Genomic DNA, 14,394 nt, shown 5'->3' on the forward strand with positions numbered 1-14,394 from the left:
CAGTCGCCGGTGCGCACGTGTGTCGGCTGCCGGAAACGGGACTTGACCGGCGAACTGCTGCGCGTGGTCGCGGCGGACGGGCGGGTGGTCGTCGACGAACGTCGGCGGCTGCCGGGCCGGGGAGCGTGGCTGCACCCCGGAACGGACTGCCTGGCCAAAGCCGAGCGGAAGCGGGCGTTCCCCCGGGCTCTTCGAGTCCAGGGCGCGCTCGAGGCCGCGGGGCTGCACGACCACGCGGCGTTCGCCGCGGACGACGACTCCGGGACAAACCCGGGATCGCGAGATACAAGGAAGCAGGTCGACCCGTCATGAGTCAGCCGTGAAGCTGAAGCCATGAACGCGCGACGATAAGGACGAGGTCAGCGGGTCCCCGCCTGGCCTCCCCTAGATGAGGAGAGCTGTGCCAGGCAAGGCCCGTGTACACGAGCTCGCTAAGGAGCTCGGCATCACCAGCAAAGAAGTTCTCGCCAAGCTCAAGGAGCAGGGCGAGTTCGTGAAGTCCGCGTCGTCCACCGTCGAGGCGCCCGTCGCCCGCCGGCTCCGCGACGCGTACCCCGCCAAGGGCGGGAAGAAGCCCGGCCCCACCCCGGGACCGCGGCCCGCTCCGGCGGCCCCGAAGCCGCCCGCTCCGCAGCAGCAGAGCGCCGCTTCGCAGGCCCCGTCCGCTCCGGCCCCCGCGCCGCAGCAGGCCCCGGCCGGGAAGCCGGGTCCGCAGGCAGCCAAGCCGGCGGCGTCCCCGGGGCCGAAGCCCGGCGGCCCGCGCCCCGGTCCGCGCCCGCCCGCACCGGCCCAGCCGGCCCCGGCTCCGGAGGTCCCGGCCGCCAAGGCCGAGCCCGCCGCGCCCAAGCCGGCCCCGAAGCAGCAGGACTCGTCGTCCGCCGGTTCGGTCGTGCCGCCCAAGCCGCAGGGCCCCAAGCCCAGCGGCCCGCGTCCCGGTCCGCGCCCGCCGCGGGTCGGCAACAACCCGTTCGGCGTCGGCTCCGGTTCCCCGGCCCCGCGTCCGCCCGCCCCGCGCCCCGGCCCCGGCCAGGGCGGCGACAACCGTCCCCCGCGTCCGGGCGGCGGCCAGGGCGGCGACACCCGTCCGCCGCGTCCCGGCGGCGGCCAGGGCGGCGGCAACCGGCCGAGCCCGGGCAACATGCCCCCGCGCCCGAACCCCGGCATGATGCCGGGCCGCGCCCGTCCTGCCGGACCGGCAGGCGGCCGAGGCGGTCCCGGCGGCGGCGGTCGTCCCGGCGGCGGCGGCGGTCGTCCTGGCGGCGGCGGTGGCGGCGGCTTCCGCGGCGGCCCCGGTGGCGGCGGCGGTGGCGGCGGTTTCCGTCCCGGCGGCGGTGGCGGCGGTGGCGGCTTCCGTCCGGGCGGCGGCGGTGGCGCCCCGGCCGGCGGCGGCGGTTTCCGCGGTGGCGGCGGCGGTCGTGGCGGCCCCGGCGGTCGTGGCGGCACGGCCGGTGCCTTCGGCCGTCCCGGCGGGCCCTCGCGCAAGGGCCGCAAGTCGAAGCGGCAGAAGCGCCAGGAGTACATGGACAACATGCAGGCGCCCAGCGTCGGCGGCGTCCGCCTGCCCAAGGGGCAGGGCGAGACGATCCGGCTGCCGCGCGGCGCTTCGCTGACCGACTTCGCCGAGAAGATCGACGCCAACCCGGCTTCGCTGGTGCAGGTGCTCTTCCACCTCGGCGAGATGGTCACCGCGACGCAGTCCGTGTCGGACGACATCCTCGAGCTGCTCGGCGGCGAGATGAACTACGTCGTCCAGGTCGTCTCCCCCGAGGAGGAGGACCGCGAGCTGCTCGAAACCTTCGACATCACCTATGGCGAGGACGAGGGCGGCGAGGAGGACCTGCAGGTCCGGCCGCCGGTCGTCACCATCATGGGTCACGTCGACCACGGCAAGACCCGGCTGCTGGACACGATCCGCAAGACGAAGGTCCGCGAGAGCGAGGCCGGCGGGATCACCCAGCACATCGGCGCCTACCAGATCGAAACCGAGCTCGAAGGCGTCGAGCGGCTGATCACCTTCATCGACACCCCGGGTCACGAGGCGTTCACCGCCATGCGTGCCCGAGGCGCGAACTCGACCGACATCGCGGTGATCGTGGTGGCGGCCGACGACGGCGTCATGCCGCAGACGGTGGAGGCGATCAACCACGCGCAGGCCGCCAAGGCCCCGATCGTGGTCGCGATCAACAAGATCGACAAGGAGGGCGCGAACCCGGACAAGATCCGGCAGCAGCTCACCGAGTACAACCTCATCGCCGAGGAATACGGCGGCGACACGATGTTCGTCGAGATCTCCGCACGGGAGAACATCAACATCGACGGGCTTCTCGAGGCGATCCTGCTGACCGCGGACGCGGCTCTGGACCTCCGGGCCAACCCGGACATGGAGGCACAGGGCGTCGCGATCGAGGCGCACCTCGACCGCGGCCGCGGCCCGGTGGCCACCGTCCTGGTCCAGCGCGGCACGCTGCGCGTGGGCGACTCGGTCGTGGCGGGCGACGCCTACGGCCGCGTCCGCCGGATGGTCGACGAGCACAACGAGGACGTCACCGAGGCGCTGCCCTCGCGTCCGGTCCAGGTCATCGGGTTCACCTCGGTGCCGGGAGCGGGCGACACCTTCCTGGTGGTCGACGAGGACCGCGTCGCCCGGCAGATCGCCGAGCGCCGCTCCGCCCGCACGCGCAACGCGCTCAACGCGTCGCGCCGCAAGCGGGTCAGCCTCGAGGACCTCGACTCCGCCTTGAAGGAGACGAGCAGCCTCAACCTGATCATCAAGGGCGACAACTCGGGTACCGTCGAGGCGCTCGAAGCGGCGCTGCTGCAGCTGGACGTCGGCGAAGACGTCGAACTGCACGTCGTGCACCGCGGCGTCGGCGGCGTGACCGAATCGGACATCGACCTGGCGACCGCGTCCGACGCGATCGTCCTCGGGTTCAACGTCCGGGCGCAGGGCAAGGCGACCGAGCGGGCCACCCGCGAGGGCGTCGACGTGCGCTACTACACGGTCATCTACCAGGCGATCGAGGAGATCGAGCAGGCCCTGAAGGGCATGCTCAAGCCGGAGTACGAAGAGGTCGAACTGGGCCGCGCCGAGGTCCGGGACGTCTTCAAGTCCTCCAAGATCGGCACGATCGCGGGTTGCCTGGTCATGTCCGGCGAGATCCGGCGCAACGCCAAGGCCCGCCTCCTGCGCGACGGCAACGTCGTGGCGCAGAACCTGCCGATCAACTCGCTGCGCCGCTTCAAGGACGACGTGGTCGAGGTCCGGGAAGGGTACGAGTGCGGTCTCACGCTGGGCTCGTACAGCGACATCAAGGTCGACGACGTGATCGAGACCTACGAACAGCGGGAGAAGCCCCGCGCGTGAGCCAACGGTCCGGGGTGTGCCGAGCGCGCACCCCGGACCGCGTTCGCGGCACAACTTCGCTGCCTATGTTTGTCGGAGCCTTGGAGCTCGACCTGCTGCTCGACGACGTGCATTCGTTGAAGCAGAAACGATCCGTGGTGCGGCCGGTGGTGGCCGAACTGCGGAAGCGGTTTTCCGTCTCGGTCGCCGAGGCGGGACATCTGGACCTGCACCGGCGCGCGCTCATCGGCGTCGCCGCGGTCGCTCCCGACGGCGAGCACATCCGGGACGTGCTCGACGCGTGCGAGCGGTTCGCGGCCGGACGCCCCGAGTTCGAACTGCTCTCCGCGCGCCGCCGGCTGCTCGGCCCGGACGACTAGAAACACCCGGACATCCGGAAAACCCGGAGAAGGAGACCTCAGCCATGGCCGATCCCGCTCGGGCACGCAAGCTCGCCAAGCGGATCTCGCAGATCGTGGCCTCGGCGATCGAACACGACGTCAAGGACCCGCGTTTGGGCTCGGTGACCATCACCGACGCCCGCGTCACTGCGGACCTGCACGACGCCACGGTGTACTACACGGTGCTCGGCGAAAGCCTCGACGCGGAGCCGGACTTCGCGAGCGCCGCGGCCGCGCTGGAAGCCGCGCGCGGCGTCCTGCGCACCAAGGTGGGACAGGGCACCGGCGTCCGCTACACCCCGACGCTCACCTTCGTCGCGGACAGCGTCCCCGACGACGCCCGCCGCATCGAAGAGCTGCTGGCGAAAGCCCGCGAGTCGGACGCCGAGGTGGCGCGCCGGGCGACCGGCGCCCAGCCCGCGGGCGACGCGGACCCTTACAAAGCTCCTCGTGCCGACGAGGACGAGGAGCAAGCAGAAGAGGAGACGCGCGGCTGAAGCGATGCGGTCAAAGCCCGGTGTCACGCGACGCGGCCTGCTGTTCGGCAGTGCCGCGGCGCTCGTCTCCGCCTGCACCGGGCGCTCCGCCCCGGTGGCTGCGCCGTCCTCGGCTGCCCCGGCCTCCAGCCCGTCGCCCCTGAAGGCGTCGATCACGATCCACCGCAGGCACTCCGCGGCCCGCGGCCGGGACGTCGACGTAGTGCTCATGACGCCCGACGGCGTGCCCAGCCTCGGCCTGCCGGTCTGCGTCGCGCTGCACGGCCGGGGGTCGAACGCCCGCACCTTCCTGGACCTGGACCTGCCCGCGGCCCTCACCGCCGCGGTGCGGTCCGGCGTCCCGCCGTTCGCGGTCGTCGCGGTCGACGGCAGCCACTACTGGGTCCCCGACGGCAGCGACGACCCGCGCCGCATGCTCGCCGACGAACTCCCCGGCTGGCTCTCCGAAGCCGGTCTCCGCCCGATGACCGGCGTCCTCGGCATCTCCATGGGCGGCTTCGGAGCCCTGAACCTCGCCCGGCGCCGTCGCGACGTCCGCGCCGTGGCCACCTGCAGCGCGGCCCTGTTCCGCACCTGGCCCGAAGCCCGCACCCGGCACATCTTCCCGTCCCAGGACGACTGGACGGCCGCCGAACCGCTGCAGCACGTGGACGAACTCCCGACCCGAGGCCTCGGCGTGTGGTGCGGCGACGGGGATCCGTTCCTGGCGGCCAACCGGAAGCTGATCAGCAGCGCCAAACCGGAGGTCTCGCGGATCACCGCGGGGGAGCACACGTCGGAGTACTGGCGGGGCGTGCTGCCGGAGGTACTGCGGTTCATCGGGCCGCGGCTGGCGTAGCGAGATCACCGGTTCGGGTAGCCGGGGTCGTGCAGGCAATGGGCAACCCCGGTGGCCTGGGCGCGCGGTAACCACAATGCCCAGCGCGAATTCAGGCGGGCTTTCCCGCCACCACAAGATCCCGCACGATCGCCTGGTCCACCCGGTGCGCCAGCTCCTCATACGGCCCGCCCGACCGCACCGCCAGCCCCGCGCGTTCCAGGATCGCCACGAGTTCCTCTCGCGGCAGCACGTGCGTGTTCCACGAGATCCCCATCGCTCCGCCCGGCCGCAGCACCCGGTTCCACACCGGGACCGCCGCGGCGAGGAGGTCGCGCGGGCTGCGGGCCAGGCCGGTCTCGCGGTGGCTGCCGTGCTGCACGCCGTACGGCGCGTCGGTCACGATGAGATCCACCGACGCCGGGCGAAGGACCTCGTCGGTGGTCAGAGTGTCCGTGTTGAGGTAGCTGAGCCGCCGGACGCGGCCGGCCTTGTAGTCGTCCTTGTCGAACGCGTACTCGATGTCCAGCCGACGGCCAAGGCGAACCTTGTTGCGGCGCAGCTGCCCGGCCTCCGCGGTGTGCTTCACGCGCTTCGTGCGCAGCCACGTCTTCACGAACTGTTCGTACGCTTCGAAATCGCGCTCGTCGACGTCCAGGCCGGTGGCGTCGAAGCCGTACATCACGGCCTGGTTGAGCGTTGTTCCTCGGCCGCACAGGGGGTCGAGCAGGTGCAGTTCGCGGTCCGGCCAGTCCGCCGGCCGCGCCGTCGCCAGCAGGGTGAGGTTGAGCAGCAGTTTGGTGAACTGCTCGTTGGTTTTGCCGGGGTACTTCTGGATGGTCAGCAGGTCCGAGTCGGCCTTCGCCAGCGGATGCACAGCGACCGGCCGCAGCACGCCGTCGCGCAGTTCGAACAGGGCGTACAGCGAGGACAGGTTCGACAGCAGCGCCAAGTCTCGCTCACCGAGAGGGGCCGCGCAGGCGAATTTCACGTACCCGACGCCGCCGAGTTCGATCTCTTCGATCGCCGACACTTCGGCGGAAAGACCAGCGCCGAAGGCCGCCAGCTCGGCGCGCAGCAGCGCCGGCGACGACGCGGCGTACACGCGGTTGGCGGAAGGAAGAACGAGGATCACGTACTCAGGCATCCCGCAGAGCGTAGCGTGACACTTTGTGACAGCTTCCCTGGTACAGGACATCGAGGCCGCCGCCGCACTGCTGGCCGGGGCCACCGACGTGACGCTGCTCGGACACGTGCGCCCCGACGCGGACGCCCTCGGCAGCGCGCTGGCCCTAGGCCACGTGCTGCATCGCGGCGGCGCTCGCGTGCGGGTCGCCTTCGGAGAGCCGGACGAGGCCCCGGAAACGCTCGCCTGGCTGGACGTCGACGGCCTGATCACCCCGGTCGACGCCCTCCCTCCGACCGACGGCCTGCTGGTCGCACTGGACACCCCGACCCTGGCCCGCCTGGGCAGGCTCGCCCCGCGCGTCGCCGCGGTCCGCGACGCGGGCGCTCCGGTCCTGGTCGTCGACCACCACGCGACGAACGCCCGCTACGGCACCCACCACGTCGTGGACGAGTCCGCCGAAGCGACGGCGATCCTGGTCACGCGCATCATCGAGGCAATGGGCGTCGAGTTGGACGAGGCCGCCGCACGCTGCCTGTACGCCGGAGTGGTCACCGACACGAGCGGCTTCCGCCGGGCAAGCCCCGAAACGCACCGAATCGCCGCGCGCCTCCTGGAAGCCGGGGCCGACCCGGGCGAGGTCGCCCGCCGAATCGTCGACGACCACCCGTTCGCCTGGCTGCCGATGCTGGCGACGGTTCTCTCCGAGGCGAGGCTGGAACCCGAAGGGGCGCAAGGATTCGGCTTCGTCCACACGGTAGTCCGCGCGGCTGCCGCGGCGACGGTGCGACTGGAAGAGGTCGAGTCGGTGATCGACGTGGTGCGCGCCACTCGGGAGGCTGGCGTCGCGGCTGTGCTGAAGGAGGCCGGGCCTGGTCCAGTGTGGACAGTCTCGCTGCGCTCCGCCGGTGACATCGACGTGTCAGCCGCCGCCGCGGAGTTCGGCGGGGGAGGCCACCGGATGGCGGCTGGATGCACGGCGGAGGGCCCGGCAGAGGAGGTACTGGACCGGCTGCGTGACGCGTTGGGGCGGGCACCGCTGCTGCGAGCTTCCTGAACCGGGCGGGGCTTCTGGCGTCGGTTCGCCAGCGCCACTGGGACGGTCTCTCGGCGCGCAGCTGCACCTGTTAGCCGACCACGGGAGATGCGGGCGCCGGCCGCGGACTGTCCTGCTCCGAGATGCGGCCGGTTGGCCGTGTTCCCGGGTGCCAGTCCGGCATGTCCGCGGCCGAAGCCGGACCAGTCGAATGTCCGCGCCGTCCGAGATGTGGCCGGTTCGCGGCGCTCCGGGGTGCGTCTGTCTGGAGTGCCCGCGGCCGAAGCCGGGCCAGTCGAATGCCGTGCCGCCCGAGATGTGGCCGGTTCGCGGCGCTCCGGCGTGCGTCCGTCTGGAGTGCCCGCGGCCGAAGCCGGGCCAGTCGAATGTCCGCCCCGCCCGGGACATGGTCGTCCGTGGCGCTCCGGGGCGCGTCCGTCTGGAATGTCCGCGGCCGAAGCCGAACCCGTCGAATGCCGCCCCGCCCGAGACGCGGCCGGTCCGCGGCGCTCCTGGATGCGTCCGTCTGGAGTGCCCCCGGCCGAGGTTGAGCCAGCTGAACGTCCGTCCTGCTGATACGCCGCCGATTGGCCGTGCTCCCAGGTGTGTCCGTCCCGTGTGCTCGCAGCCAAAAGCCGAACCGCCGCCACCGCCGAACCGCCGCCGGTTGGCCGTGCTCCCAGACATGCCCGTCCAGCATGCCCCCAGCCAAAGCCGCACCACCCGAACAAACCTCCCACATCCCAGGAACCCGCCGCGCCCCCAGCCGAATTCCCTTGCCCCACAACCAATTCCCCGGCCCCCGTCACCCACCTCGGTGAACCCAACCCCTCCGCCCCGCCGGAATTGTCGGACCCGGTAGCTACTCTCGTCCCCGTGTCCGAAAACGCCACGACCACCGCCGTAAGCGGTGACCGCATCCCGCCCCGCCGAGTGTTCGGGCTCGCCGTGCCCGCGCTCGGCGTGCTCGCCGCCGAGCCGCTCTACGTGCTGGTCGACACCGCCGTCGTCGGCCATCTCGGGGCGCTGCCGCTCGCCGGCCTCGCGCTGGGCGGCGTGGTGTTGTCGCAGGTCTCCACGCAGCTCACCTTCCTGTCCTACGGCACCACCTCGCGCACCGCGCGACTGCACGGCGCGGGCAGGCGCGCCGACGCGGTCCGCGAGGGCGTGCAGGCCACCTGGCTCGGCGTGCTAGTCGGGCTGGTGCTGCTCGTCGCGGGGCAACTGCTGGCGGAGCCGATCGCCCGCGCGCTTTCGGGCAGCGACGAGATCGCCGCGGCGGCTGTCTCCTGGCTGCGGATCGCGTTGTTCGGCGCGCCGCTCATCCTCATCACCATGGCGGGCAACGGCTGGATGCGCGGCGTGCAGGACGCCACCCGTCCGCTGCGCTATGTCTTGGCGGGCAACGGAATATCCGCCGTACTGTGCCCAGTGCTGGTGTACGTCGCCGATCTCGGGCTGGAGGGGTCGGCGATCGCGAACGTCGTCGCGCAGGTCGTGTCCGCGTCGATGTTCGTCGCCGCGCTGGTGCGCGAAAAGGTGCCATTGCGGCCGGATTTCGCGGTGATGCGGGCACAACTGGGTCTCGGCCGGGACCTGGTGCTGCGCAGTTTCGCGTTCCAGGCGTGCTTCGTGTCCGCCGCCGCGGTGGCCGCGCGCACCTCGACCGAGGCGGTCGGGGCGCACCAGGTGGTCCTGCAGCTCTGGACGTTCCTGTCCCTGGTGCTCGATTCAGTGGCGATCGCGGCGCAATCGCTCGTCGGCGCGGCGCTCGGCGCGGGAGCGGCGCGGCAGGCGCGCGGGGTCGCCAACCAGATCACCGGATACGGCCTCGTCCTCGGCTGTTTCCTGTGCGTGCTGTTCGCCGCGTTGTGGAGCGTCCTGCCGCACGCGTTCACGTCCGATCCGGGAGTGCTCGGCGAAATCCCGCACGCGTGGTGGTTCTTCGTTGCGCTGCAACCGATCGCGGGAGTGGTGTTCGCTCTCGACGGCGTCCTCCTCGGTGCGGGCGACGCCGCCTTCCTCCGCACCGCGACGCTCGTCAGCGCCGGTCTCGGATTCCTGCCGCTGATCTGGCTGTCGCTGGCGCTGGGCTGGGGATTGAGCGGGATCTGGACCGGACTGTCGCTGTTCATGGTGTTCCGGCTGGCGGCCGTGGTGGCGCGATGGCGGTCCGGGCGGTGGGCCGTGGTCGGCGCGGTGAGGGAGGCCTGATGGCATGACGGCGAAACCCGCTCGCCGCCGTCGCCCGGCGGATGCGAGGGTGGGCGCATGCCGAAGTTCACCCAGGTCGACGTCTTCACCGACGAGCTCACCCGAGGCAACCCGCTCGCTGTCGTGCACGGCGCGGACGGGCTGTCCGACGAGCGCATGGCCGCGTTCGCCAGCTGGACGAACCTCAGCGAGACCACGTTCCTGCTGGAGCCGTCCGACCCGGCCGCCGACTACCGCGTACGGATCTTCACCCCGCATGGCGAGCTGCCGTTCGCCGGACATCCGACGCTCGGTTCGGCGCGGGCGTGGCTGGCCGCCGGGGGAGTGCCGAAAGCCGGGCACCTCGTGCAGGAATGCGGGGTCGGGCTGGTCCGGGTGCGCCGCGACGGCGACCGGCTGGCGTTCGCCGCGCCTCCGCTGCGTCGTGGCGGCCCGGTGGACGACGCCGATCTCGCTGCGGTGAAGCGCGGTCTGCGCCTCGGCGACGGCGACGTCCTCGACGCACGCTGGGCGGACAACGGCCCCGGTTGGGTCGCGTTGCTGCTGCGCGACGCGGCAACTGTCCTCGCGATCGAGCCGGACTTCGGTGCGCTCGGATCGTTCAAGGTGGGCGTCGCCGGTGCGCAGCCGGCTGGGTCCGACACGGCGTTCGAGGTCCGCGCGTTCAGCGACGTCGTCGAGGATCCGGTCACCGGCAGCCTCAACGCGGCCCTCGGCCAGTGGCTGATCGGCGACGGCATCGCGCCCGAGTCGTACGTCGCGGCGCAGGGCACGCAGCTCGGCAGGCGCGGGCGGGTGCACGTCGAACGGGACGGCGACGACGTCTGGGTCGGCGGCGAAACGGTCGTCGGAATCCGCGGCGAAGTGGATCTGTGGTGAAACACACCCCGGTTACGGCTATGTATCGAGATTGCTGAGGCGATACAACTATCGAGGCGGCAGCGTCGTCGTCCTCCTCTGTCCGACGCTCGCCTGCTCATCTGGAGGAACCCTTGACGCCCGCCGGCCGCGCCCCTGTCCGGTCCTGGCTCATCTGGCTCACCGCGGTCACGGTGTACCTGCTCGCCGTCTTCCACCGCACCTCGTTCGGCGTCGCCGGGCTGAAAGCGGCCGAACGCTTCGGCGTCGGATCCGCCGCGCTCGGCATCTTCACCGTCCTGCAGGTCGGTGTCTACGCGGCGATGCAGATCCCGACCGGCGTGCTGGTCGACCGCTACGGCCCGCGCCGCGTGCTCACCGCCGCCGTCCTGATCCTCGGCTCCGGGCAGCTCCTGCTCGGACTCGCCGACACCTACGCGCTCGGCCTGGTAGCCCGCGGCGTCCTCGGCCTCGGCGACGCGCTCACCTTCGTCAGCGTCCTCCGCCTCGTCGCGGCGCATTTCCCAGCCCACCGTTACGCGCTGCTCGCATCCTTCACCTCGTGCGTCGGCTACATCGGCAACCTCGCCGCGACGGTCCCGCTCACCCTGCTCCTCGACGGTCCAGGATGGACAGTCACCTTCCTCGCCGTCGGCGCGGTGACGGTCCTGTACTCGGTGCCGGTCGCGCTGCGCGTCCGCGATACTCCCGAAGGCGTGCCGGAACGCAAGCGCGAACCCGTGCGCCCGGCGGAACTGGCCACGCAGGTCAAGCTGGCTTGGCGAACCCCCGGCACCCGGCTGGGTTTCTGGGTGCACTTCTCGACGATGTTCGCGCCGAACGTGCTGACCCTGTTGTGGGGCATGCCATTCCTGGTGCAAGGCGAGGGCCTGCCCGCCGCGACCGCAAGCGCCCTGCTGACCGTGTTCGTATTCGGCTCAATGGCGGGCGGCCCGCTCTTGGGCGCGCTGATCGGCCGCTCCCCGGCACTGCGAGTGCCGCTGGTCATCGGCTACCTCAGCGGCGCGGCGATCATATGGGCGGTGCTGCTCGGCTGGAACGGCCACGTCCCGGTGGGCGTCCTCGTCCCGGCATTCGCATTCCTCACCCTGGGCGGCCCGGCGTCGATGATCGGCTTCGCCATCGCCCGCGACTACAACCCGCTGTCCCGCGTAGGCACCGCAACCGGAGTGGTGAACGTCGGCGGCTTCATGGCGACCACTGTGACCGCCCTGCTGATCGGCATCCTGCTCCAGGCCACCGGCGGCAATTTCCGGATCGCACTGCTGGTCATCGTGGCCGTCCTGGCGTTCGGCGCGACCAAGATGCTGGTGTGGTGGCGACGGGCCCGCGCCCAGGTGTTCGCCGCGGAGGCCCGCGGGGAGGAAGTCCCGGTCCAGATCCGGCGGCACCGCTGGGACCACGCACCGGAAGAAGCAGTGGCGGCTGCCTGATCGAACTGCCCGAACCCTTCCCGGCGACAGCCACCCCGCCTGCGTCGCCCGGCCTGCTCTCTCCGGGAGCTCGTGTGTGGCAATGCCGGTTCTAACCGGCATTGCCACACACGACAACCCAGCCCCTCATCGCCAGCCTGGCCGCTCGCGCGCACTCCAGCCCGCTTCCGCCGCCCCGGCCGCTCAAGCCATTCGCCCGAGCCCCTTCCGCCGTGCCGCTCTGGCCGCGCGCTGGACTCCAACCGGCTTCCGCGCCCAGCCCGGCTGCTCAAGCCAGTCACCCCCGCTCTTCCGCCGTCCCGCGCTCCCGGGAGCTCCTTTCCGCCGTGCCCGCTCTGGCCGGTCGCGGCGGACTCCGACCGGCTTCCGCGCCCAGCCCGGCTGCTCGGCCAGTCGCCGCAGTTCTTCCGCCGCCCCGCGGGCCCGGGAGCCCCTTCCACCGCGCGGCTCCGGTCGCGCGCTGGACTCCAACCGGCCTCCGCGCCCAGCCCGGCCGCTCAAACCAGTCACCCCAGCCCTTCCGCCGCCCAGCACGCCCGAACCACCCGCCACTCGCGAAACCCCGTCTAGGTAGGGTTTCCGCCGTGTCCCGCCCGAAAGAACCGCGTCGTCCCGCCCCTCCGCCCGGACTGCTCATCGTCGACAAACCGGCGGGAATGACGTCGCACGACGTGGTCGCGCGGGCGCGGCGGATCATGGGCACCCGCAAGGTCGGCCACGCCGGCACGCTCGATCCGATGGCGACCGGCGTGCTGGTGCTGGGCATCGAACGCGCCACCAAACTCCTCGGCCACCTCGCCCTCGACCGCAAGACCTATCTCGCCACCCTGTCGCTCGGCCGGTCCACCACCACGGACGACGCCGAAGGCGAACCGCTGGCGGAAACCGATGCCGCTCCGGAAGCCCTCGCCGCCGTCACCGACGAGCAGATCGCTGCCGGCATCGCCGCGCTGACCGGCGACATCCAGCAGGTGCCCAGCGCGGTGTCCGCCGTCAAGATCGACGGCAAGCGCGCCTACGCCCGGGTGCGCGCGGGAGAAGACGTCGTCCTCCCGCCGCGGCCGGTGACCGTGCACCGGTTCGACGTTCTGGGGCTCCGTCGCGAGGACGACCGGATCGAGATCGACGCGATCGTCGAATGCTCGTCCGGCACCTACGTCCGCGCGCTCGCCCGGGATCTCGGCGCCGGACTCGGCGTCGGCGGGCACCTGAAAGCCTTGCGCCGCACCACAGTCGGGCCGTTCACGCTCGCCCGCGCGCGCACGCTCGACCAGCTCGAGGAAAAACCGGAACTGTCCTTGGACCTCGACGCGGCCGTCGCCGCCGCGTTCCCGCGCCGGGATCTCGACGCGGCCACGGCCAAGGCGGTCCAGTACGGCAGGCGCATCCCGGCGGGCGGAATCGAGGGCACCTACGGCCTGTTCGCGCCCGACGGCCACGTGCTCGCGCTGGCCTCCGACACCGAGGGAGTGACCCGCTCGGTGGTGGTCCTCCTGCCCGCATAGGGTGGGGGCAAAGGCACCTTGCTCGGGGAGAGTTGACAACAGTGCAGCGGTGGCGTGGGCTCGGGGACCTCCCGGGCGGCTGGGGACGGTGCGTGGTCACCATCGGCGTGTTCGACGGCGTGCACCGCGGGCACCAGGAACTGATCAAGCGCACCGTGGCGACGGCGGCCGAACGCGGCGTGCCCAGCGTGGTGCTCACCTTCGACCCGCATCCGTCCGAGGTGCTGCGCCCGGGAAGCCATCCCGCGCAGCTGACCACCCTGCGGCGCAAGGCCCAGCTGGTCGAGGGGCTCGGCGTGGACGTGTTCTGCGTGCTGCCCTTCACCCTGGAGCTGTCCCGGCTCAGCCCGCACGAGTTCGTGCACGAGGTGCTGGTCGACCGGCTGCACGCGGGCGCGGTGCTGGTCGGCGACAACTTCACCTTCGGGGCCAAGGCCGCGGGCAACGTCGCGCTGCTGCGCGAACTCGGCCGCCGCTTCGGGTTCGTCGCCTACGGCGCGGAGCTGCAGGGCCGTTCGCTCGACGACGACCGCGGCGCCAACGACATCACCTTCTCCTCCACCTACGTGCGCTCGTGCATCGACGCCGGCGACGTGGTCGCCGCGTCCGACGCGCTCGGCCGCCCGCACCGGCTGGAGGGCATCGTCGTCCGCGGCGACGGCCGGGGCCACGACCTCGGCTACCCGACGGCCAACCTGTCCACCGCGCGGTTCGCCGCGGTGCCCGCGGACGGCGTCTACACGGCCTGGTTCAGCCGGCTCTCCGACCCGGACCGGCGGCTGCGCGCGGCGGTGTCGGTGGGCACGAACCCGACGTTCTCCGGCCGCGAACGCACCGTCGAGGCGTTCGTGCTGGACGTCGACGAGGACTTCTACGGCCAGCACGTCGCGCTGGACTTCGTCACCCGGTTGCGGGATCAAGCGCGGTTCGGCGCGTCGGCCGATCTCGTGAAGAAGATCGACGAGGACGTGGCCCGGACCAGGGAAGCGCTCGGCTCGGACAGCTGAGCGGAGGAGATCCCGGGGCGGGCCGGACCCGGGGCGAATCGGGCGTTCCGGCCCGCCGGGGGCGTCCGGAGTGGCAAGATGGGCCGGCGGCGCCGGGCCGGGGGAGCAAGTCCTCCGGCTGGCGGCCGCGGGACGA

General features: G+C 72.1%; 12 protein-coding genes. 11 read left to right on the forward strand and 1 reads right to left on the reverse strand.

Annotated features, from left to right (window positions below; all coding sequences use genetic code 11):
- Positions 1-9: 9 nt before the first annotated feature.
- The 5 genes from AB5I40_RS42650 (at position 10) to AB5I40_RS42670 (ending at position 5,079) form a co-directional block, all read left to right on the forward strand.
- The gene (locus AB5I40_RS42650) at positions 10-312 is read left to right on the forward strand and encodes a YlxR family protein (protein WP_370935872.1); all 303 of its coding nucleotides are present in this window, start codon (positions 10-12) and stop codon (positions 310-312) included.
- An 88-nt stretch (positions 313-400) separates the two neighbouring features.
- A complete protein-coding gene (infB, locus tag AB5I40_RS42655) occupies positions 401-3,364 on the forward strand; it encodes a translation initiation factor IF-2 (protein WP_370935873.1) in 2,964 nt (987 codons plus the stop codon).
- Positions 3,365-3,429: 65 nt separating this feature from the next.
- Complete coding sequence (locus AB5I40_RS42660) at positions 3,430-3,723, forward strand: DUF503 domain-containing protein (protein WP_037812533.1); 294 nt, start codon at positions 3,430-3,432, stop codon at positions 3,721-3,723.
- A gap of 44 nt (positions 3,724-3,767) precedes the next feature.
- Positions 3,768-4,241, forward strand: a complete 474-nt coding sequence (rbfA, locus tag AB5I40_RS42665; protein WP_370935874.1) for a 30S ribosome-binding factor RbfA — start codon at positions 3,768-3,770, stop codon at positions 4,239-4,241.
- A 4-nt stretch (positions 4,242-4,245) separates the two neighbouring features.
- The gene (locus AB5I40_RS42670) at positions 4,246-5,079 is read left to right on the forward strand and encodes an alpha/beta hydrolase (protein WP_370935875.1); all 834 of its coding nucleotides are present in this window, start codon (positions 4,246-4,248) and stop codon (positions 5,077-5,079) included.
- 91 nt (positions 5,080-5,170) lie between these two features.
- Here the strand turns inward: AB5I40_RS42670 and AB5I40_RS42675 are convergent, their stop codons facing one another.
- Positions 5,171-6,205, reverse strand: coding sequence for a TRM11 family methyltransferase (locus AB5I40_RS42675; RefSeq protein ID WP_370935876.1), 1,035 nt, complete (start codon positions 6,203-6,205; stop codon positions 5,171-5,173).
- Between the two features lie 25 nt (positions 6,206-6,230).
- Between AB5I40_RS42675 and AB5I40_RS42680 the strand changes: the two genes are divergently transcribed.
- The 6 genes from AB5I40_RS42680 to AB5I40_RS42705 all read left to right on the forward strand — a co-directional run bounded on the left by AB5I40_RS42680 (position 6,231) and on the right by AB5I40_RS42705 (position 14,258).
- On the forward strand, positions 6,231-7,241 hold the full coding sequence (locus AB5I40_RS42680; protein ID WP_370935877.1) for a bifunctional oligoribonuclease/PAP phosphatase NrnA: 1,011 nt from the start codon (positions 6,231-6,233) through the stop codon (positions 7,239-7,241).
- 855 nt (positions 7,242-8,096) lie between these two features.
- The gene (locus tag AB5I40_RS42685) at positions 8,097-9,434 is read left to right on the forward strand and encodes an MATE family efflux transporter (protein ID WP_370935878.1); all 1,338 of its coding nucleotides are present in this window, start codon (positions 8,097-8,099) and stop codon (positions 9,432-9,434) included.
- 57 nt (positions 9,435-9,491) lie between these two features.
- Positions 9,492-10,313 (forward strand): PhzF family phenazine biosynthesis protein, encoded by an 822-nt coding sequence (locus AB5I40_RS42690; protein WP_370935879.1) that lies wholly within the window; start codon positions 9,492-9,494, stop codon positions 10,311-10,313.
- Positions 10,314-10,426: 113 nt separating this feature from the next.
- A complete protein-coding gene (locus AB5I40_RS42695) occupies positions 10,427-11,746 on the forward strand; it encodes a nitrate/nitrite transporter (protein ID WP_370935880.1) in 1,320 nt (439 codons plus the stop codon).
- Between the two features lie 584 nt (positions 11,747-12,330).
- On the forward strand, positions 12,331-13,251 hold the full coding sequence (gene truB / locus AB5I40_RS42700) for a tRNA pseudouridine(55) synthase TruB (RefSeq protein WP_370935881.1): 921 nt from the start codon (positions 12,331-12,333) through the stop codon (positions 13,249-13,251).
- Between the two features lie 41 nt (positions 13,252-13,292).
- A complete protein-coding gene (locus AB5I40_RS42705) occupies positions 13,293-14,258 on the forward strand; it encodes a bifunctional riboflavin kinase/FAD synthetase (protein WP_370935882.1) in 966 nt (321 codons plus the stop codon).
- The last annotated feature ends 136 nt before the right edge of the window (positions 14,259-14,394 follow it).

The organism is Amycolatopsis sp. cg13 (assembly GCF_041346965.1).
Taxonomy (GTDB): Bacteria; Actinomycetota; Actinomycetes; order Mycobacteriales; family Pseudonocardiaceae; genus Amycolatopsis.

What these genes read in the sequence shown, in the direction of transcription:
- AB5I40_RS42660 (WP_037812533.1), top strand. Translation starts at nt 3,430, where the DNA reads ATGTTTGTCGGAGCCTTGGAGCTCGACCTGCTGCTCGACGACGTGCAT.
- rbfA (WP_370935874.1), top strand. Translation starts at nt 3,768, where the DNA reads ATGGCCGATCCCGCTCGGGCACGCAAGCTCGCCAAGCGGATCTCGCAG.
- AB5I40_RS42670 (WP_370935875.1), top strand. Translation starts at nt 4,246, where the DNA reads ATGCGGTCAAAGCCCGGTGTCACGCGACGCGGCCTGCTGTTCGGCAGT.
- AB5I40_RS42675 (WP_370935876.1), bottom strand. Translation starts at nt 6,205, where the DNA reads ATGCCTGAGTACGTGATCCTCGTTCTTCCTTCCGCCAACCGCGTGTAC.
- AB5I40_RS42690 (WP_370935879.1), top strand. Translation starts at nt 9,492, where the DNA reads ATGCCGAAGTTCACCCAGGTCGACGTCTTCACCGACGAGCTCACCCGA.